Source organism: Kribbella yunnanensis, assembly GCF_039529655.1.
Taxonomy (GTDB): domain Bacteria; phylum Actinomycetota; class Actinomycetes; order Propionibacteriales; family Kribbellaceae; genus Kribbella; species Kribbella yunnanensis.
The window spans coordinates 269,377-289,684 of the sequence record NZ_BAAANF010000013.1; the positions used below are offsets into that span (position 1 = coordinate 269,377).

A 20,308-nucleotide genomic window follows, 5' to 3' on the forward strand; every position below is an offset into this window, starting at 1 on the left:
ACCCCTCACCGATTCTGTGTCATCGAAATGTCATCGTCACCCCGGATCGTATGTGTCATGAACGGTCACTCAGCGCACTCACCGGCCCTGTCACCGGCCTTCCGCGTGCTGGGCCCGCTGGAGGTGGACGGCCCGGACGGCACCCAGATCGACGTCGGCGGCGGCAAACCCGCCACCGTGCTGGCCCTGCTCCTGCTGCACCGCAACGCCTGGGTCAGCACCGAGCAACTCATCGACGCCGTCTGGTCCGGCCGCGACGTACCCGCCTCCGCCCAGAACAACCTGAAGACCTACGTCTGGCAACTCCGCCGGGCGCTCCCGGACGACCGGATCGAGAGCCGCCCGGGCGCGTACCGGGTCCGCGTCCTCGCTGGCGAGCTCGACGCCGACACCGCATCCGCCCTGGGCGACGAGGCCCGCGCGCTGCTGGCCCGCGGATCCGCGGCCGAGGCGGTGACCGTCGTACGGCGGGCGCTCGACCTCTGGCGCGGTTGCCCGTACGACGGACTCACCGAGGATGCTGCGTCAGCCGTCGACCGCCTCACCGAACTGCACCGGACCCTCCGCGAGGACCTGGCCGACGCGCATCTCGCGCTAGGCCAGCCGTCCGAGGCGATCGCCGTACTGCGAGTCCTCACCGACGAGGAGCCGCTGCGCGAACTGGCCTGGTCCCGCCTGATGGCCGCGTACCGCCTGGTGGGACGCCGCCACGACGCGCTGGCCGCCTACCAACGAGCCCGTACGGCGCTAGTCCGCGACCTCGGCATTGAGCCAGGCGCCGAGCTGACCGCGCTACACCTGGAAATCCTGGGTGAGGACACTCGCCGACCGGTCAGCTCGAACCCGCTGCCGCGAGTTGACGGTTTCGTCGGCCGCGAACCGGAGCTGGAGTCCCTGCGCGGTGCCACCGGCGTCGTCACGATCGACGGAATGCCGGGGATCGGTAAGACGGCGTTCGCGCTCGAGGCGGCCGCACTCTCCGGCCACGAGACCCAGCAGTACGTCGACGTTCGCGCAGGTGAGGTCGTCGCCCCGACCGGCGGGCTGGTGATTCTGGACAACGTAGAGCACGCCGACCAGGTGCGGTCGTTCCTCCCGAACGACCCGGCAGCACTGGTCCTGGTGATCAGCCGCCACCGACTGACCGGACTCGACCGCACCGGAGCAATCACCCTCAACCTGCTCGCCCCGAACGAGGCCGCCGAGCTCACCGACAACCCGCAGATCTTCCAGTCGGCCGGCGGACACCCAGGCGCCATCCGCCACCTCACTGAACGAATCCGCAACCGCCAGCCGTGGACGGTCGCCCGAATGACCGCCCAGCTCGAGGACCAGGCCGGCCGGTGCCACGCGCTCGCCGAGCTCCTCACGAGCTTCGACGGATTGGTCGAACCAACGGAACACCAGTTGTATCGGCGGATCAGCACGGTGGGAGGGTTCGATCTGTCCCAGGCCTCGCGGTTGGCTGGGGTTCGGGTCGACGAGGTCGAGATGATGGTCGATCGGCTGCTGGATCTGAACCTGGTGGTCGAGTCGGCTCCGGGGCGGTTCGAACTGCTGCCGATCGCTCGCGATCACGCGTATCGGTTGCTTCAGGCAACTGAAACGCGTCGGGTGAAGGCGGAGTTGGTCGCATGAGGTCCCAGGCTGCGGCCGCACCGGTCGCCGATCGCGAATCCACCGCAACGCCTGCTACAGCACGCATTCCGCAGGCCACGGCGGTCGGCGTACCTGCGGCGCAGCCGTCGGTGAAGTTGCCGCCGGCACCGGTCGCGGCTCCCGCACCGGCAATCGGTCCGGCGGCGCACTACGGGATCGTTGTCCAGCCGCCTGCGCCGGAGATCGTCGCCGACCCGGTCGAGCGACCGGACCGCGCGGTTCGGGTCGGGCAGATCGTGTGCTGGCAGCTTGCGCTGGTGATGGTCGCCGCCGCGACGACCGGCTCGCGGACAACCCTGATCCTCACGTCGACAGCCGCGGTATCGCTGGTGCTGCTCACGGCGGTTCGGATTCGCGGACAGTGGTTGTACCGGTGGATCGGCATCCTGCTGCTGTTCGCGTTGCGCCGCCGCCGGATCGACCTTGGCGACAGCATCGCGATCAACCTGGTCAGTGCACTCCTCGGCCGGACGACAACCGACATCGTGACCGTGCGCGAACAGCCGTACGGCGTACTCAGTCGCCCCGCCGGCGTCAGTGTCGCGCTCAGACTCGGCCCGGATGCGCAGTACCGGCTCCTCCCGCAGCTCGCCTCGCTCGCCGAGGCGGCCGACGAACAGCCGGTCGGCGTCGGACTGCAGTTGGTCCTCCACGCCGGCCTCAAGCAGAACCAGAAGCCGCGAACCTGGATCGCCGTCGCCGCCGAGCGGACGCCGGATATCGCCACCGACGAGCAGTTGCGTCAGGTGGTCGCCAACACCGTTCGCCGGTTGGTACGGCGGTTCGACCGGGAGCAGGTCGAATACCTGGCCCTGGACGAGTCCGACGTACTCGCCTCGATCGGTGCCCTCGCCCACGCCAACGCCGGCCGCGGTCAACTCCAAGAACACTGGTCAACCTGGGCCTGCGGACCCGTCCACCAGTTGACCGTCCGCCTCACCGGCTCGGCCTCGTTGCCCGCAGCAACACTCGAGGCGCTCGTCGGCACTCTGCTCGGCACCGGAACCGGCGCCGCACAAACCATCGCCGTCACCGTCACAGCGGCCGCCGGCAACACCACCTCAGCCCGTCACGACGTCGTCCTCCGATTGGCCGCGGCACATCCCGCCACCCTCGACTCGGCGACGTCCATTCTCACCACCCTGGCCCGCTCCTTCGGTGTCGAGCCAGAACGCCTCAACGGCCGCCACGCATCAGGCGCCGCCGCAACGCTTCCCTTGGGGGTCTCGTTATGACTGTCACGCTTATCAACCGGCCGACCGGTTTTCATCATGTCCCTGCTCAGGGTGCCATCGCCGAACTGCTGGCCGGCGCCAAGGACGAGGTCATTGCCCTCAGCAACCTCACTCCGGCCGGTCCGGCGTTCGGGCCGCGCGATGTCAAGCACGGTGTGCGTTACCGCGCGATCTACCCCGACACCGCGCGCACGACGCCGAACCTGAGCCGCCACCTCGGGGCCATGTCGATGGCCGGTACGGCGGTCCGCACGATGCCGCTGGTGCCGATGAACGCACTGGTGATCGACGGCCACGTCGCCGTACTGCCGGCTGATTCGGCCAACGGGAGCGTCGCCGTACTGCGGCTGTCCAGCGTGGTCATCACGGTGGTCGAACTGTTCGAGCGGGTCTGGCCGGACGCCGTACCGCTGGCTGCCGACGACCTTCCGGACGACACCGACCTGTCGATGCGTGAGCGTGAGATGCTGCGGCTGCTCGGGCTCGGTGCCACCGATGAGGCGGCCGCGGCGCAGTTGGGGATCTCGGTGCGGACGGTACGGCGGATGGTCGCGCAGATCATGCATCGGCTCGGCGCGCGGAGCCGGTTCCAGGCTGGTGTGAAGGCGGCCGACCGTGGCTGGCTGCTGGAACGGGCGAGTTGATGTCGCGCATCCTGACCGTCGCGGCGGATCGCCCCGGGGCCTACCCGACAATCGGCGCGGCCCTGCTCGACGCTCCGGACGGTGCCTCGGTGGTCATCGCGGCCGGCACCTACGCCGAGACGATGGAACTGAACGGACGCTCGATCACTCTGCGCGCCGAGGCCGGCGCCGAGGTGGTCATCGACGGGTCGGGGGCGGACTGGCCGACGATCCGGGCGGCCGACGGTTCGCTGTCACTCCACGATCTAGTCGTCCGCTCGGCCGATAATCTGACGGTTTCGACCGAGCGGGCGGCGCTCAACCTGGTGGGCTGCACGATCAGCGGTGGTTCGCGGCCGGCGGTCAGCGTCCACGCAGGTCCGGGGCTGCGGATCGAGCAGTGCACGGTGAGCGGTGCCGCGACCGGGATCATCGTCGAGGGTGTGGGCGGTGAGATCACCGAGACGGTGGTGCGCGACATGTCGGGTGACGGCATGGTCTTCGCGCTGGGTGCCGATCCGGTGGTCAGCGGCGGCGCGGTCAGCGGGTGTGGTGGGCGTGGGATCTACGTGTACCAATACAGCCGACCCTCGCTGTCCGACCTCGAGATCGCGAACACCGGCGCCGAGGGGATCGGGGTCGCACACGGAAGTACGCCGGTGATCCGGAGGGTCAGCGTGCATGACACGCGTGGACCCGCGGTCACGGTGGGACCCGAGTGCGGCGGCACGATCGAAGGATTGCGACCGTCGAACACGGCCGAACCCGCCGTGCAGATCGCGGCCGGCGCGACGGTCGAACTGATCGAGGCGAGCCCGCTCACGGCCGCATCGAGCGGTCCGATCGACGAGCTGCTCGGGGACCTCGACCAGATGGTCGGGTTGCCGGGGGTGAAGGCGGAGGTGCGGGCGCTGGTCGACGAGATCCAGGTCAACGAGTGGCGTCGTACGGCGGGGTTGTCGGTCGGCTCGGTCAGCCACCACCTGATCTTCGCCGGGGCACCTGGGACCGGGAAGACGACTGTCGCGCGGCTGTACGGGAAGCTGCTGAAGGCGCTCGGGGTGCTGCCGGACGGTGGTTTCACCGAGGTGTCGCGGCGGGACCTGGTCGGGCAGTACATCGGGCATACCGCGGAGAAGACCGCCCAGGTGTTCGAGAAATCGCTCGGCGGGGTGTTGTTCATCGACGAGGCGTACACTCTGTCGCGCTCGGCCGGGAACGGCGGTGACTTCGGGCAGGAGGCGATCGACGCGCTGGTGAAGCTGATGGAGGACCACCGCGACGAGATCGCGATCATCGTCGCCGGCTACACCGTGGAGATGACCGACTTCCTGGCCGCCAACCCCGGTCTGGGATCACGGTTCTCGAAGACGATCGAGTTCGAGAACTATTCGGCGGAGGAGTTGCTGCTGATCACCGATCGGATGGTCGCCGGCGGTGACTACCTGCTCGATCCGGCGGCCGGGGTGCCACTGACGTCGTACTTCGATCGGATCGCCGACGGACCCAACTTCGGTAACGCGCGCGAGGCGCGGCGACTGGTCGAGGGGATGCGGAAGGCCCAGTCCCAGAGGCTGCGGCTGCTCGGCCGGATGCCGACCACGGACGAACTCCGCGAGCTGCTGGCGGACGACGTACTGGCTGCTGCCGGGGTGTCCTGAGGAGCGGGGTAGTTGGGTTGTCGCATAGGGTTAGCAGGTGGCCGACGCAGACGAGCAGGCGAAGTTCCCTGGGTTCGACATCACGAAGCCGAGTATTGCCCGCACGTACGACTACCTGCTGGGCGGTAAGGACAACTTCGCCGTCGACCGCGCCTTCGGGGACAAGTTCATCAAGGACCTGCCCGGCTCGCTCGACATCCCGCGGGACAACCGCGGCGTGCTGATCCGCGCGATCCAGGAGATCGTCTCGACCACCGCGGTCCGGCAGTTCATCGACCTCGGCAGCGGCCTGCCCAGCGCGGACAACGTGCACCAGGTCGCCCAGCGGTTCGACCCCGAGGCGAAGGTCGTGTACGTCGACAACGACCCGATCGTGCTCGCCCACGGCCGCGCCCTGCTCGCCGAGAACTCCAGCACCGTCGTCATCCAGGCCGACCTCCGTGAGCCGAAGGGCATCTACGACCAGCTCGTCGCCGACCGCCTGATCGACTTCACCCAGCCGGTCGCCGTCATCTTCAGCGCCACCCTGCACCACGTGAACGACGACGAGGACCCAGCCGGCCTGGTCCGCTTCTGGCGCGACCGCATCGTCCCCGGCAGCCACGTCTTCATCAGCCACTTCCGCAGCGAGAACGACCCCCGCAGCCAGGAACTCGAGCAGGTCCTGCAAGCCTCCCTGGGCCGCGGCCGCTGGCGCACCGACGACGAGATCCTCGCCCTCTTCGGCGAAGGCTTCACCGTCCAACCCCCAGGCCTGGTCCCCGCCGCCCACTGGCGCAACCCCCAACCCCCTGACGAGCTAGGCGACTACCAACGCCTGATCGCCGCCGCCCTGGCCGTCAAAGACTGAGCCCGTGTCGGCCTGGGTACCGGGTTGGGGTGAGCGAGAACGAGTGTTTGGTGGCGGCTTCGGCTGAGGACGTGTTCGCGATCCTGACGGACGGATGGCGGTACGCGGCCTGGGTGGTCGGCGCATCCAGGGTGCGTGACGTGGACTCGCCCTGGCCGGAGCCCGGCGGGATCATCCACCACTCGGTTGGAGCGTGGCCGCTCCTGATCAACGACACCACCGAATCGGTCGAGTACGACGCCGGCCACCGACTGCGGTTGCGCGTCCGCGCCTGGCCGGTCGGCGAGGGTGATGTGGAGTTCCGCGTCACCGAAGGCCCGGACGGCTGCCGCGTACTGATGACCGAGAAGGCGGTCCGCGGCCCGGCCACGCTACTCCCGGACAAGGCGGCGGATTTGTTGCTCTCGGCCCGTAACACCGAGACCCTCCACCGCCTCAAACTCCTCGCCGAACAGCGGAGCGAGCCCTAACCGGACTTCCAGGTAAAGGTGTTGGACTTGTAGGTTCCGTCGGGTCCCTTCACCAGGACGTAGACCCGCTTGCCGACCATGCCGCACGGGAAGCGGTCGTCGACGAGCATGTGGCCTTCGCTGCTGGTCTCGAGAGTCGCGCCGGGGTTGAACTTCTTCCCGTCGACGTACGGGACGATCTCGTAGTCGGTGTTCGGCAGCAGGTTCTCGATCCGGACCTGGATGAAGGCACAGTCCGGCGGCTGGCAGTCCTTGTACTCGGTGCCGGCACCACGCGACGCGACGACTCGCTTGGTGCGTTCGTCCTTGCCCACCGGAGATCCGGTGAGGCTGGTCCACTTGCCGCTCAGCAGGTCGCCGTTCGGGGCCCTGGTGATCGCGCGGACGTAGAACGTGTACTTCGTGCCGTCCTTCAGCCCGGTCACCGTCGCCTCGGTGGTGGTCGAGTTCACCCGGGGCTTGGCGGTGGGGGATCCGATGCTGACGGTGTACCGCACGAACGTCCCGTCACCCATCGTCGGCCGGTCCCACGCCAGCGTGAGCTGTCCCGACGTACCGTCCTTGCTCACCACGATCTCGCGCGGCGACTCGGCCTCGGCGTACGTCTTCTTGATCTGACCCGTCCGTACGGCGGGTCCCAGGCCCACCCGGTTCCGCGCCCGGATCGTCACGTAGTACGCCGTGGTCTTGTCCGCGAGCTCCGTGATCAGCGTCGACCGGGTGCTACCGCTGACCGTCTTCGAACCACCCGACCAGCTCAGTTCGTACGCCGTGATCGGGGCACCGTTCGCCGCGGCCGCTCGCCAGTTCACGGTCGGCCCGTCGGTCCCGTACCTCGCGCTCACCCCACTCGCCGCACCCGGGACACCAGCGTTGATCGTCGGCGTCTTCGGCTTCTTCGGTGGCTCGGTCTTCCGCGGCGGATCCGTCTTCTCCGGTACGTCGGGCCGCTCGCGCTTCGGCGGGTCCTCCTTGGCCGGCGGGTCCTTCTTCGCCGGTGGATCCTGCGTGTGCGCGGGCACATCGGGCTTCTCGTCCGGCTTCTTCGGCGGCTGGGATGTCGGCGGCTTCTTCGGCTTGTGGATGATGCCGTCGTCGTCGGTGCCGATCACCACCGGTTCGGCGCGGCCGTCCTGATCGACGACGACCACCTGGTCGCCCTTGCCACTCTCGACGTACACCTTGGAGTCGTCGCCGCGGAACAGGTTCGGCTCGTGCTTGATCGGGTCCTTCTCGTTGTTGCTCTCGACCTTGGTGTAGCCGACCTTGCCGTCGCGGTCGACGGTGGCCAGGTCGGATTCCTTGCGATCGAGCACCGCCAGGCCGTGCCCGGACGAGGCGACCTTGTCGTAGTTGCCCTTGCGGAGCTTCCTGATGATCGGCGCGGCCGCCTTCTGCCCGGACTTGTCCGGCAACCCGATCAGGTGCACGGCACTCTGGTCGCGATCCAGGACCGCGATCCGCCCGTCGACGTCGTTCGCTGCAACCACCGCCGACTCCGGTACGTCGTTGCTCAGGTCAACATGTTGTCCGAACCCGTCCGGCGTCAGGTCGGTCACCCGGTCAGAGGTCAGGTCGACGAACACGGCTTTGCTGCCGATCACGGTCAGCGCACCCTTGTGCCCCTTCTGAACCGTGGCCGGGCAGGACAGCCGGTCAGCCGTCAACGGCAGCAGACACAGCTCGCCCTCGTCGACCTTGTGCACCCACAGCGTGCCCTCCGACGTCACCACCGGATCCCCGAGCCGCCCGCCCAGGAACGCCTTGGCCGGGTGCTTGCCGAGGCGCATCACCTGGCCTTCTTGCTGGTAGACCGCGAAGACGGACCCGGCAGCCTCCAGACCGATCGCCTGATCCTTCGGCGCCTCGATCGGCTCCGCCACGGACAGGTCGGACTTGCCGAACTTGTCGATCCGCGACTTCGACAGCACGTACGCGTCGGTGTCGGTCTGTACGACCTGGGCACCCGGCGTACCGGTGGTCAACGGGACCTGCGCATCGATCTTGTGCGTCGTACTGTCCAGGTGGAAGACGCGTCCGATCGCGCTGTTGTAGATCCAGTGACCGGACTGCGTGAACTTGAACCCCGAGTTCGGGTCGCCGGCCCCGGTCAGCACGACCACGCTCGTCAGCGCGACACAGCCCGCCACCACGGCCGCCAGCCCCGCGCGACCCTTCCGGCCTTCCGGCGAATCAGCGCGGCGCAAGAATTTGGTCAGCTTCATCGAGGGTCGCCTCACCGTGACAGAGTAAGCGTGGGTGGTCCAGGACTGGTCCAGACAGCGTCCACTAGCTCTTGCATGTGGCACCTCGGATGCTGCGTGGCGTGCTGTAGAAGACCTCACGTCCGTCGGTGCCCTGGACCTCGAAGCAGTACTTCAATCCCTGACTGACCTGCACGGTCAGCGAGGTCCCGCTTCCCCGATACATCGGTCGTGGCGCCTTCGCACCTTGTTCCGCCACGAAGACGGCGTACGTCAACGGCTTCGAGAACGACCACTTCAGTACGACGGTAGTGCCCTTGTCCTGCGGCGGTTCCAGCTGGATCAGCGGCGTCTCGCTCGCCGGCGGCGCCTGCGAGGCCGGTGGCGCCACCGGTGCAGGTGGTTGCTGCATCACCGGAGTTTCGTTGCCCGGTCGCAGCAACATCGGCACGAGCACCACCAACGCAATCGCCGCGACGATCCCGAACAACACCTCCTTGCGCGGCAACTTCCACTGGCGTTGCACCCGACTCACCGAAGCCGTTGCCACCGGCACACTTCGCCCAGCCGCCAACTCGTCCCGGAAGTCGTCGAAATCCAGTTCGTCCGCGGCATCCGTCGTACCGCGCAACAAAGTCTCGAACTCCCGCGTCACCGCCGCCGCATCCGGCCGCGTCCCCGCATCCTTCGCCAGCATCCGCCGTACCAACGCCGTCAGCGCCGGCGGCACATCCTGCCCCGACACCTCCGGCGCCGGCTCCCGCAACACCCGCAGTACGACGTCATCCGGCGTCTCACCCGGCCGCGTCGGAAACGGCGACTGCCCAGTCAGCGCGAGGTACAGCACCGCCCCGAGCCCATAAACGTCAGCCTCTTCGGACAGCTCGCCATCCCGCAAAACCTCCGGAGCCGTGTACGCCGCCGCTCCCGTCAGATCCCGCGGAAACCGCAACCGCAAAGCCATCCCGAAGTCCGCCAACACCGGCTGCCCATTCGGCCGCTCCAGCACATTGCTAGGCGTCACCCCGCCATGCACCAGCCCACCCTCATGAGCCTCCGCCAGCACAGACCCCAAGATCTGCCCCAGCACCACCACATCCCCGATCGGCAACCCCCGCCCACCAGCCAGCTCCACCAAAGACTGCGGACAAAACTCCATCCGCACCCCGGTCCGCCCATCCGCCAGCTCCTCAACCCCATCAGCCAGCAGAACCGACCCAGCCACCCGCAACCCAGCCAGCTTCGCCTGCTCAACCTCCACCGCATTGAAAGTCCGCCGATCCAGCCCCCGCGGATAAACCTTCACAATCGTCGGCGGCCCACTGTCCCGAGGCGGCATCAAAAAGATCCGCGCCACCGGCCCGGTGGCCCGCGGAATCAGCGAGTCGGGAGCAATCTCAGCCATCAGTGTCATCCTCGCACCCCGTCAGCGCACCACGTCGAGATAACCGCACCCGTGCTGGATCAGCGTCCGCAGATCCTGGAACACCCGATCGGCCGCGCCATGTGGATCCTCGTTCGAGGCGACTGTTGACCGGAGCTGGCAATACGCCCAAAGGCTCGGCGTCGTAGCCGCCCACTGCCACAGTTCATAACTGTCAGGATCGAGTACGGCGACCACTCCGGCCTCGGGAACGCCGATCCGGTGGTGCCCGGGATGTTCCACAGTGTCGCCGAGGCCGATCATCAACGCTTCGAGGCGATAGCACCGCGCGATGTCCGCGACTCCCGGATCTGCGGGATCGATGGAGAACACCAGTCCGCGGTCCTCGAGACCGTCCAGCAGGTCCGGTGAGATGTCGACGGCCAGCCGACTCGCCTCGGCGGCCATCTGTCGCCTGGTCCAGGGAACGGTCCTCGCCTCGGCAGCGCCATGGGCCAGCATCCAGACCCCGAACTCGGCATCGGTCAGGCGGTGCTGCTTCATGCCGACGCGGACGACGTGGTTCGGTGCACCGATGGCCGAAGGCAGGGCGCCGGTGTAGTGGCCGACAGGAAAGATCACTGTGGTCATCCGGCCGTCCCCCGATCCAGGTACGCCGCACGAACCCGCAACAGACCGTGCAACGAGCCGAGCACACCGCCGAGGACGAGCTCGGGATCGAGCTCCTCGGGATCCGTGACCCCCTGCTGTCGGGCGACTTCCGCCGCGACTTCGCAGGCCTGCCACAGCTCTGGGCTGAGATGTGCCCAGGTCCACAGGTCGTACAGCGGCGTCGACACTTGCGCCAGCGGCTGACCGAGCAAGCCGATCAGGAGCATCCCGACGTTGTCGGGGTCCGGTCCGAGCCCGAACAACAGCGGAGTCAGTCGATGGCGGCGTGCGAACGAGAGCGCGGATTCTTCGCCAGGCACGACCTCGGCCAGCAGGCCGTCACCGACGAAGCGCTCGATCGTCGCGCTGGTTTCGGCGCGGCCGATCCCGAAGCGTTCTCCCGCCTCCGCCAGTGATCGCTGTGTCAGCGGGGCATCCTCGTCCACACTGTGGGCCAGTAACCAGACGACGTACTCGGAGCTTGTCAGCTCCATCAACTCCGCACCCACCCGGACCTGCTGCAGCCGAACGTCGGGCGCTGCCGATCGGGCACCGAGATCATGCCCGATCGGCAGGATCAGAGCTTCGTGCGGCACGGCTGACCTCCTCGTCGTCTCGTCCTCCACACCGTAGGAACCGATCTCTCCCCGATGCTCGGTGCGGCATGAACCTGCCGCAGCGAACGCGCCGCCGACGGCCGCACCAAGACTGAGTCCAGTGCAGAGAACGGCGCGAGGATTGGGAGAACGCCGATGAATATCACCGGACTGGTCCGGGTGACGATTGATGCGCCAGGACGTCGGCTCGACCTGGCGCTACCGGAGCAGGCCTCCGTCGCCGAAGTCCTGCCCGGCCTGTTGGTCCGGGCCGGCGAGCAACTCGCCGACGAGGGCGTCGCCGAAGGAGGCTGGGTACTGCGCCGGGCGGATGGCGCCGAGCTGAGCCTGGGTCGGACAGTCGGCTCGCACCGCGTCCGGGACGGCGAGATCCTGTATCTGGTCCCTCGGCGTACGGATTGGCCGGAGCTCGAGTACGACGACCTCGTGGACGCGATCGCCGGTGGATCCCGTCGGCTGGGAGCGGCCTGGGCACCGGCGCACACTCGAATGGCAGGCCTCGGTGTCGCCGCGCTGGCGATCAGTGTCCTCGGCTTCACCTTTCTTCGCGAGGGCGCTCCGTGGTCCGGTCCGGGTGGCAGACTGTTGCTGTTCGCATTGTTGCTGGCAGCAACAGGCGTCGTGCTCGCCCGAGCGGTCGGCGACTCCGGCGCAGGTGTCGTGACGGGTGGCCTCTCGCTGCCGGCTGCGTTCCTCGGTGGGGCTTTGCTGTTCGGCGGCGACGGGCGCTGGCCCGCCCTCGGGGCACCCCAAGTACTCGCCGGGTCCGCGGCACTGTTCCTGGTCGCAGCCATCTGCCTGGTAGGTGTCGTAGACGGAGCAGCACTGTTCGTCACCGGCCTCGCTACCGGCCTGGTAGGTATTCTGAGCGGCTGGACCGGTACGTCGGATGCCCTGAACGGAGCCGATGTCGCCGCGATCTGTGCGTCCGCGCTGATCGCGGTCTCGCCGATGTTCGGCCCCCTCGCGATCCGGCTCGGCCGGGTCCCGATGCCGATCCTCCCGCGCACCACAGCCGACCTCGTCCGCGACGACCCGCAGCCGCCGCGTGCCCACGTGTACGGCGCGGTTGTCCGGGCCGACGACCTACTGACCGGAATGCTGATGGCCACGGCATTCGCCGTCAGCGTGTGCCTCGTACTCGTGGTACGCGAGGACGGCCGGTCCGCCACGATTCTGACCGCTCTGCTCACTGCGCTCTGCCTGATCCGAGCCCGGCTGTATCCGATTGTCAGGCAACGTCTGACCTGGCTGGCTGCGGGTGCTGTCGGGGTCGCTGCGCTGATCATCGGCGTGATCCAGCTCGACTTCGTCGTACCGGTCGGCGTCGCGCTGGCCGGGGGATCGATCGTGATCGGTCTGCACTACAGCGAGCGACCACCGAGCCCCTACTTCAGCAGAGCGGCGGAGATCCTCGACCTGCTGGTGATGTTGACCTTGATACCGATTGTGTGTGGAGTACTCGGCCTCTACGGCCGGCTCCGCGGATGGGGCGGCTGAGATGGCCACGCGTAAGGATCAACTGCAGTCCCACCAGTTCCTCGGCCAACGAATGGTGTCCGCACTGGTGACCCGGGAAACCGATCCCGAACAACCACCCTTCCGCCGCCCCTTCCTGGCCGCGATCGGTAGCACCGTCATCGCGATCATCGCGCTCGCGGTCGTCTTCGTGTACGGCCTGGTCGTACCGGGCGGCAACAAAGCCTGGCAGGCCGGCGACGCCGTGATCATCGAGAAGGAGACCGGTACCCGCTATGTCTACCTGAGCGGCCGGCTCCATCCTGTCGCCAACTACGCGTCCGCATTACTTGCTTTGGGCAAGAAGGTCGAAAGCCGCCGGGTATCCCAACGCTCGCTCCGCGATGCCCCTCGAGGACCACGGATCGGCATCGTCGATGCGCCTGACGCCCTGCCGCCCGCCAAGCAGCTACTTCCCGGCGCCTGGACCTTGTGCTCGCAGCCGATGCTCGACCCAACAGGGGAACAAACCAGTGAATCCGTCCTCCTGGTCGGTTCGCAACCGGCATCCGCACAGCCGCTCGGGTCGACCGCACTCCTCGTCACCGTGATCGGCACCCGCGACCAGTACATGATCAACGACGGCTACCGCTACAAGCTCGACAAAGCAGTCGCGCTGCAGGCCGGTCTTGCCCTGGGTGGCGAAGGCTGGGCGCGAGTCGGTCAGGCTTTCGTCAACGGCCTCCCCGAAGGCCAGCCCGTGACTCCCCTCAGGATCGCCGGCATCGGCGCGCCGTCCACCGCAATCCCGAACCGGAAAACCAAGATCGGCGAACTCTTCATAGTCGGCAGCGCGGGCGCACGTCAGTACTACCTGGCGGATCGCGACCGCCTACTGCTGCTCACCGATCTTCAATACTCCATCCAGCTCACCTACGGTCCCCTGAAAAAGGCCTACGCGGGCAAAGCCCCGCGCCCCCTCGAACTCGACCCGACCTCCCTGGGCCGCGTCCAAACACCCCCCGACTCCGTGCCCGCCGGCGCCGACGGCCGTCTCCCCGCAACCCGCCCGACCTTCACTCGTCCAGCCGACGAGAGCACGGTCTGCGCCGCCTACCGGCCCGGCGCCACCGTCCCCACCATTCTCGTCAACGCCACCCTCCCGCCACGTGACCCTGCCATGGTCACCCCCAAACGAGGCCCCGCAGGAACTCTTCTCGCCGACCGCGTCATCGTGCCTTCGGGCAAAGCTGCGGTCGTCGAGGCGATGCCCTCTCGCCAGGCCCCGGCCGGCACCGTCATGGTCGTCACCGACATGGGCCGCGCCTATCCCGTCGCCGACGCCGATCTCCTCAAACTCTTCGGCTACGAAGCCGCCACGGTGCCGCGCTATCCGAGCTCTCTCGTCGCCCGCATCCCGCAGGGTTCGGCCCTCGATCCGAGCCGGGCCGTCAACCCCTCCCCATGATCGATTCGTCGGTTCGCCGCACGATGACGAGGTCCCCGGCCCATTCAAGGGCCGGGGACCTCTGTCGATGGTGCTGCCGATCACACGCCGGGGCGGGGCTTGGGTTGCTCTGCCGTGGTTCCGGTCGGTTCGACAGTCCACAGCTCCTCGTCGAGGATCTGCAAGCCGTCTACCGGGTCAGTATCCCGGCGACCGCTGCTCCGCGTCACGGCCACTGGGAACGCGCCCTTGTTGCGCGCCTTACCGCGAAGCCGGTCAGGGACGCCGGGAGTCGGACCGGTCGCGCGCGACCGTTCACGGCCGTTCGGACGGACAGCGCCCGTACCGGGCTTACCGGCCTTTCCTCCACCGCCTGCGCCGCCCGCCATCGGCGGCATCATGGGCGGCGGCATACCTCCACCGCCGGTGGCGCCACTCGTCCCCCCGGTCGTCAGGCCACCAGGCATTGTCGGTGCCCGCCCGGCCGAAGGAGCTCCCTCCGTCCCAGTTGTCTTTGCTACAGACGGAATCTGCTGCTGGCCCAGGCCGTCCAGAGGCTTGAGCGGGCCGGCCTTCGAACCACCGAGTCCGCCCAGACCGCCGCCTCCGACTCCGCCACCTCGACCGCCTCCGGCCGACGTCCCCGAACTGCCTCCGACCGATCCGATCGGAGCCAACGGCGTCAATGGAGGTACCGGAGTGAGGTCGAGCGGAGGGAGCGGGCGCAGCGGGGTGACCGGCGGCGGTGCCGGAAGTGTCGGCGTTCCCGCCAGCCCGGTGTCGTCACCGCCCGGCGCGGAACCCTCAGGACCGCCTCCAGCTTCACCGGGTGCCTCGCCTGGTGCACCGCCCGCGTCCTCCCCGCCAGGAGTCTCTCCGCCGGCAGGCGCCTCGCCCGTAGGGGCACCGGCTGGTCCTCCGGGAGAATTGCTCGGCGCCCCGGGCGAGCCCGGAGGTGCGCCGCCACTGACATCGCTGTGCGGTCCTTGCCACCGGACGCTGCTACCCACGGCCTTCACCTGGTCTCCGAAAGCCACGTACTGCAGCGCGAGCTGATCCATCTGCTCACCCACGCGTACCAGATTCGCACGCAGCTGGTTCTCGACTGCCGTAACGTCTGCCAGGACCGGTCCGTTATCCATCGCCATTTGGTGATTCTTCGCGTCCTGAAGCACTTGGGTGGCTGAGGTCTTTACAGTGTTGATATTGCCCTCTATGACGCCGAACGCACTGTCGAGATTGCCGCCGGCCTGGGAAGGTCCGCCGGCTCGCGATCCGGTGATCGCGTCCGCACTGTCGTGGAGCGATTTCGTGCTACGTTCGGCGGCGGTTCGGTAGACCGCGGATTCGGCCTGCTTGGCCCAGGGGCCCATCAGCGTCATCGTCGAGCCCCAGAAGTTCGAGCCGACCCGGTCGAGGACCGTCGCGGCGTCTGTCCAGAGCGTGAGGTCGGTCCGCACTGCGGGGACAGTCTTGGTCACCTCGCCAGTAAGTACATCGACGAACCCTTGCGCAACGAAGACCATCTGCGCTGGAGAGCTCGTGTTGATCTCGGCGGACCGTGCATAGCTGTTGGCCTCGACCATCATTGGCCTCCGGTTGCTTTGTTGGCGGCGTTCAGCGCAGAACCGAGCAAGTGAGTGCTGACCTCATGGGTCTGCGTGTAAGTCTGGAACAAACGATCCAGGACATTGGCGTAGCCGAGGGCTATGCCATCTCCCGCTGTGCTCATCTCGGTTCCCGCCGTCTGGCGGGCGTCGAACAGCGCGATGCCGAGCGCCGTGGCTCCGTTCAGGGCGCCGAGTTGCGGCTCCGTCGGAGTCATCAGAGCTTTGCCGGCGTCCGAGAGTTCGGTGCCCTGCGGACCGACTGCTTTGGCGGTCGCATCGAACTGTGCGATGTCGTCCATGTCGATATCTGCCATCGATTCCTTCCCTTCTCGAGTTCTCTTCCTGGGCCGGTCGGCATCAGGAGCGTGGCGGCAGAGTCAGCTGGATGAGCTGGGCAGCGCCCTGCCGAGTCACCAGGCGGCCGCGACCAGGCGGAAGCTGCAGAGGTCGCAGACCGCCCAGCAGCGGGCCTTCCTCGCGGCTCCCGGACATCAAGATGCCGGGCGACGCCACGTCGCGCAGCCGAGCAAGTACCGGCTCGAAGAAGCCGCGTCCGGCGCCGCCGGTCCGGCGAGCGATCACGAGGCGCAAGCCGATGTCACCTGCCTGGGGAATGAACGGCAGCAGCGGCATCAGCGGATGCGCCTCCGTCGTTGCAACGAGGTCGTAGTCGTCAACGAGGACGAACAGTTCCGGTCCCTGCCACCAGGACCGATCCCGCAGCTGTGCGGCCGTCACGTCCTGCCCGGGGAGTCGCTCGGCGAGTGCTTCGCACACATCGTTGACCAGTGCTGCAGTCGTTGGGTGATTCGTGCCGTACCCCAGGAGATGGTCACCCTCGGCCGCGCCGAGCAAGCTGCGACGGTGGTCGATGACGAGCAGCCGCGCCTGGTCAGGTGTGTATGCCTCTTGAACCCGCCCGGCCAGTGTGCGGAGGAACGCGCTCTTTCCAGCCGCGGTGTCGCCGAGGAGGATGAACGTCGGGTCGGCCGCGAAGTCCAGCCGGACGGGAGACAGATCCCGCTCGATGACGCCGATGGCGAGACCCCGCTCCGGGTCGCTCTCGCCGTTCAGCTGCTCGTACGGAACCTCTCCTGGGAGGAGAAGCACGCGGGGTGCCGCTTCGCCGGTCCACGCACTGGCGACCTGTTCGACCAGTTGACCGAGTCCGTCGGCCACCCGCTCCGCGGACGCATCCGCACGCAGCGGTTTTGCGGTGAGGAACTGATGCCGGCTCGCCAGGATGCCTCGTCCGGGAGAGTCGGCCGGGACGAGCACCGCCGTCCGCCGATCGAGGAACGAGTCGATCGGGTCGCCGATCTTCAGTTCGAGTTTGGTCCCGCAAAGGTCACGGATGTTGGTCCGCAGATCGAACCACCGCGACGCGCTGGCGATCAGGTGAACGCCGTACGCGAGACCACGGGCAGCGATGTCGGAGAGCATCGGTTCGATGTCCTCGAAGTCGTTGCGCAGGGTGAGCCAGCCGTCGACGACCAGGAAGACGTCGCCGAACGGCGAGCTGGGCACGGTGCCCGCCCGGCGACGCTCGCGATAGGACTCCATGCCGTCGACGCCCAGCTCGGCGAAGTCGCGTTCGCGGAGCGCGACGATGTTCAGCACCTCGGAGATCGTGCGCCGGACCGCGTTGGTGTCCTGACGGCCGGCAACTCCGCCGACGTGCGGAAGATCGCGGAGGCCGCTCAGCACACCACCGCCGAAGTCGAGGCAGTAGAACTGGACCTCGGCCGGGGTGTGGGTGAGGGCAAGCGAGAGGATCATCGACGCGAGCGCAGTGCTCTTGCCGCTGTGTGGTGCGCCGACGACGGCAACGTGTCCACCGCCGCCGGTGAGGTCGAGCCGCAAGGCATCCCGCCGCTGCTCCAGCGGCCGGTCGACCACCCCGGCGATCGCGACCAACTTGCCATGATGTTGCGCATCAGCCGAAGTCAGTCCGCGCTCGGGATCGATCTGCAGTGCGCCGAGCACCTGGTCGAGTGCCGGGGACTCACCGAGCGGAGGAAGCCAGATCTGATGCGCGGGATCGCCCAGGCCAGTCATCCTGTCGACAAGAATGTCGAGCAAGGTCTCTCCGATGCTCTCGTCGAAGGCTTCCGAGATCGGATCCTCTTCCTCCTCCAGTTCGATCGCCGGCGCGACATAGCCCCCGGTGTACTCGTGAAGTACCAGCGAGCTGTCCGGCGCGACCGGCAGTGCGCCGGCAACCGGGCGGCGGTGGACGCCGGATACATACGCGGATCGGAACCGGTCCATCTGCTCGGTTCCGACCCGAAGGAAGCCGTGGCCGGGTGCGCGCGGCAGCAGGAACGCGTCGTTCACCCCGAGCGCGGTCCTGCTGTCCATGTCGGAGAAGGTCCGGAGGCCGATCCGGAAGGAGAGATGCGCCTCGAGACCACGGAGCCTGCCCTCGTCGAGTCGCTGGCTCGCGAGCAGCAGGTGGACACCGAGTGAGCGACCGACCCGGCCGATCTGGACGAACATGTCGATGAAGTCCGGCCGGTCACTGAGCAACTCGCTGAATTCGTCGCAGATGACCAGCAGGGTCGGAACCTCGGGCAACGGTGCGCCGGCCATCCGCGCCTTCTCGTAGTCGCGCAACGAGGCGAAGTTGCCTGCGGCCCGAAGCAGCTCCTGCCGGCGGATCAGCTCGCCGTTGATGGCGTCGGTCATCCGGTCGACCAAATGGAGTTCGTCGGCCAGGTTGGTGATCACCGCACTGGTGTGCGGCAGCTTCTCCAAGGTCGCGAACGTTGCGCCACCCTTGTAGTCGATCAGGGCGAAGTTGAGTGACCGTGGCGGATGGGTGATCGCCAGTGCAAGGACCAGGGTTCGCAGCAGCTCACTCTTGCCCGACCCGGTGGCGCCGATCAGCAAGCCATGCGGTCCCATGCCTTCCTGGGCCGACTCCTTCAGATCCAGCTCGATCGGAAGACCGTCTGCCCGCAGTCCGAACCGGACCCGTAGCCGGTCGCGACTCGGGCGCTGAACCCACGTCGCGGCCGGGTCGAAGTCGTACGGATCGCCGAGTTCGAGCAGTTCTCCCAGGCCAAGGTCCGCACTGAGGGGATGTTCGCTCTGGGCGCCGACCGTCAATCTCAGCGGTGCAAGCTGCCGCGCCAGTCCCTCTGCGGCCTGTAAGGACAGGGAATCAGCACTGCCGAGGCGGGCCGGGCCATCTATGGTCTCACTGACCAATCGGCCGTCGGCGTCGACATGGAGGACCACGGCGCTGGCATCCAAGGAGCGTGGCGGCACCGATACCAGATCGATCACAGTCACGCCTTCAAGACCGCGATCTGCCAGCAGATGATCCGATCCGTCGGTCCCGCCACCGGTCAGCACGACCACGAGGTGGGTCGTGGATCCGGCATCGCCGGCCTCCGGGTCGAACCGTGGCCTGCCGATCAGCTGATCGTCGAGCATGGCCTCGATCGCCGCGACCGATGGCGCGATCAGCCGGACCGGGCCGACGGCGTCGGTCCGGTCCGGGTGCAAGGCGTGCGGAAGCCACTTGGCCCAGTCCCAGTCGGCCTGCCGGGGTTCTCCTGTGACGACGGCGATCCGGAGATTGTCGGGCGCGTGCAGTACGGCGAGTTGTGCCAGCATGGCTCGTACCAGGGCGCCTGCCCGATCGCCGTCGCCGACGACATGGATCCGTGCGAATCCGTTGACAGCGATGGCCAGCGGAAGATCCGGTACGGCGGCATGGGTGGAGACGAAGCGTCGTAACGCCAGTGCAGACAGGGGATCCAGCCGTTCCAGTGGCTGGGTGTCCGGTGGCACCACCGAGATGGCCGGAGGCTGCGGGCCGATTCCTACGCGCACGACGCCGAAGTCCTCGTCGTCTCGCCGGCGCTCCCAGAGCCGGTGGCTCACCGCGATCGCCCACAGACTGTCCGGCGCGGGATGGACGTACTGCAACGCCTCACGCTGCTTGGTGACCGACCGGGTCAACCGGGTCCGCTGCTGGGCGAGCTCACGCAGGTAGTAGCGGCGTGCATAGCCCATCTCCGCTTTGCCGCCTCCCGAACGGAACATCAGCCCGCCGACGATCATGCCGACGATCGCGAATCCGAACAGGCCGTAGATGGCGTAGCGAAGCCCGCCCGAGATGCTGCCCGAAAACATCAGCAGCATCGCGCCCATCATCGCCACCATCGGCAGCATGATCACCAGCTGGGACCAGTTGCGCCCGCCAGGCTCCGGAACTTCTGGCGGTGCCGAGAGCAACAACTCACCGGCGGGCAACTCCGGACCTGGCCGGCGATCCGGCCGGCGTACCACCATCGTCGACATGTCGACCACCTTCCTGGGTGTCCAGGTCGATCGTGCCTGCGGCGTGCAGCGGCCCGCAGCAGTTGGCAGGAAAGTGCCGCTGCCGCTGTTCGATGGGTGCTCGGCTCCTAGCGTTGAACCTCTGG

15 protein-coding genes are annotated in these 20,308 nt (G+C 67.7%); 8 read left to right on the forward strand and 7 right to left on the reverse strand.

Going from position 1 to position 20,308, the window contains the following annotated elements; all coding sequences use genetic code 11:
• Positions 1 to 57 precede the first annotated feature (57 nt).
• Genes ABD231_RS19115 through ABD231_RS19140 form a run of 6 tightly spaced genes read left to right on the forward strand, consistent with a single transcriptional unit; the run spans position 58 to position 6,498 of the window.
• Positions 58 to 1,638 carry an AfsR/SARP family transcriptional regulator gene (locus ABD231_RS19115; protein WP_344153355.1) on the forward strand — a complete coding sequence of 527 codons (1,581 nt, stop codon included), beginning with the start codon at positions 58 to 60 and terminating at the stop codon, positions 1,636 to 1,638.
• A complete protein-coding gene (locus tag ABD231_RS19120; RefSeq protein WP_344153358.1) occupies positions 1,635 to 2,894 on the forward strand; it encodes a hypothetical protein in 1,260 nt (419 codons plus the stop codon). Before ABD231_RS19115 ends, ABD231_RS19120 begins: the two co-directional genes overlap by 4 nt.
• A complete protein-coding gene (locus ABD231_RS19125; RefSeq protein ID WP_344153361.1) occupies positions 2,891 to 3,538 on the forward strand; it encodes a helix-turn-helix transcriptional regulator in 648 nt (215 codons plus the stop codon). Before ABD231_RS19120 ends, ABD231_RS19125 begins: the two co-directional genes overlap by 4 nt.
• Positions 3,538 to 5,178 (forward strand): AAA family ATPase, encoded by a 1,641-nt coding sequence (locus tag ABD231_RS19130; RefSeq protein WP_344153364.1) that lies wholly within the window; start codon positions 3,538 to 3,540, stop codon positions 5,176 to 5,178. The genes ABD231_RS19125 and ABD231_RS19130 overlap by 1 nt, the downstream gene beginning before the upstream one ends.
• A gap of 37 nt (positions 5,179 to 5,215) precedes the next feature.
• Positions 5,216 to 6,028: an SAM-dependent methyltransferase gene (locus ABD231_RS19135; RefSeq protein WP_344153367.1), complete on the forward strand. Its 813-nt coding sequence runs from the start codon at positions 5,216 to 5,218 to the stop codon at positions 6,026 to 6,028.
• 29 nt (positions 6,029 to 6,057) lie between these two features.
• Positions 6,058 to 6,498 (forward strand): SRPBCC family protein, encoded by a 441-nt coding sequence (locus ABD231_RS19140; protein WP_344153370.1) that lies wholly within the window; start codon positions 6,058 to 6,060, stop codon positions 6,496 to 6,498.
• Here the strand turns inward: ABD231_RS19140 and ABD231_RS19145 are convergent.
• From ABD231_RS19145 to ABD231_RS19160, 4 genes are all read right to left on the reverse strand, one after another.
• Positions 6,495 to 8,723, reverse strand: a complete 2,229-nt coding sequence (locus ABD231_RS19145; RefSeq protein WP_344153373.1) for a fibronectin type III domain-containing protein — start codon at positions 8,721 to 8,723, stop codon at positions 6,495 to 6,497. The two genes, ABD231_RS19140 and ABD231_RS19145, sit on opposite strands and share 4 nt — an antisense overlap.
• Positions 8,724 to 8,787: 64 nt before the next feature.
• Positions 8,788 to 10,107 (reverse strand): protein kinase domain-containing protein, encoded by a 1,320-nt coding sequence (locus tag ABD231_RS19150; protein ID WP_344153376.1) that lies wholly within the window; start codon positions 10,105 to 10,107, stop codon positions 8,788 to 8,790.
• A gap of 21 nt (positions 10,108 to 10,128) precedes the next feature.
• Positions 10,129 to 10,716: a hypothetical protein gene (locus ABD231_RS19155; protein WP_344153379.1), complete on the reverse strand. Its 588-nt coding sequence runs from the start codon at positions 10,714 to 10,716 to the stop codon at positions 10,129 to 10,131.
• Complete coding sequence (locus ABD231_RS19160) at positions 10,713 to 11,333, reverse strand: hypothetical protein (RefSeq protein WP_344153382.1); 621 nt, start codon at positions 11,331 to 11,333, stop codon at positions 10,713 to 10,715. The genes ABD231_RS19155 and ABD231_RS19160 overlap by 4 nt, the downstream gene beginning before the upstream one ends.
• A gap of 156 nt (positions 11,334 to 11,489) precedes the next feature.
• On the opposite strand from ABD231_RS19160, the gene eccD reads away from it, so the two are divergent.
• Together eccD and eccB are read left to right on the forward strand one after the other, a co-directional pair.
• The gene (eccD, locus tag ABD231_RS19165; RefSeq protein WP_344153385.1) at positions 11,490 to 12,854 is read left to right on the forward strand and encodes a type VII secretion integral membrane protein EccD; all 1,365 of its coding nucleotides are present in this window, start codon (positions 11,490 to 11,492) and stop codon (positions 12,852 to 12,854) included.
• Position 12,855: 1 nt separating this feature from the next.
• Positions 12,856 to 14,280, forward strand: coding sequence for a type VII secretion protein EccB (gene eccB, locus ABD231_RS19170; protein ID WP_344153388.1), 1,425 nt, complete (start codon positions 12,856 to 12,858; stop codon positions 14,278 to 14,280).
• Between the two features lie 80 nt (positions 14,281 to 14,360).
• On the opposite strand, the gene ABD231_RS19175 is transcribed toward eccB, so the two are convergent.
• From ABD231_RS19175 to eccCa, 3 genes are read right to left on the reverse strand one after another with little or no spacing between them, the layout of a single operon-like run.
• Positions 14,361 to 15,848: a hypothetical protein gene (locus ABD231_RS19175; RefSeq protein ID WP_344153390.1), complete on the reverse strand. Its 1,488-nt coding sequence runs from the start codon at positions 15,846 to 15,848 to the stop codon at positions 14,361 to 14,363.
• Positions 15,845 to 16,183, reverse strand: a complete 339-nt coding sequence (locus tag ABD231_RS19180) for a hypothetical protein (protein ID WP_344153393.1) — start codon at positions 16,181 to 16,183, stop codon at positions 15,845 to 15,847. Before ABD231_RS19180 ends, ABD231_RS19175 begins: the two co-directional genes overlap by 4 nt.
• Before the next feature lie 43 nt (positions 16,184 to 16,226).
• Complete coding sequence (gene eccCa / locus ABD231_RS19185) at positions 16,227 to 20,183, reverse strand: type VII secretion protein EccCa (RefSeq protein ID WP_344153396.1); 3,957 nt, start codon at positions 20,181 to 20,183, stop codon at positions 16,227 to 16,229.
• Between the last annotated feature and the right edge of the window lie 125 nt (positions 20,184 to 20,308).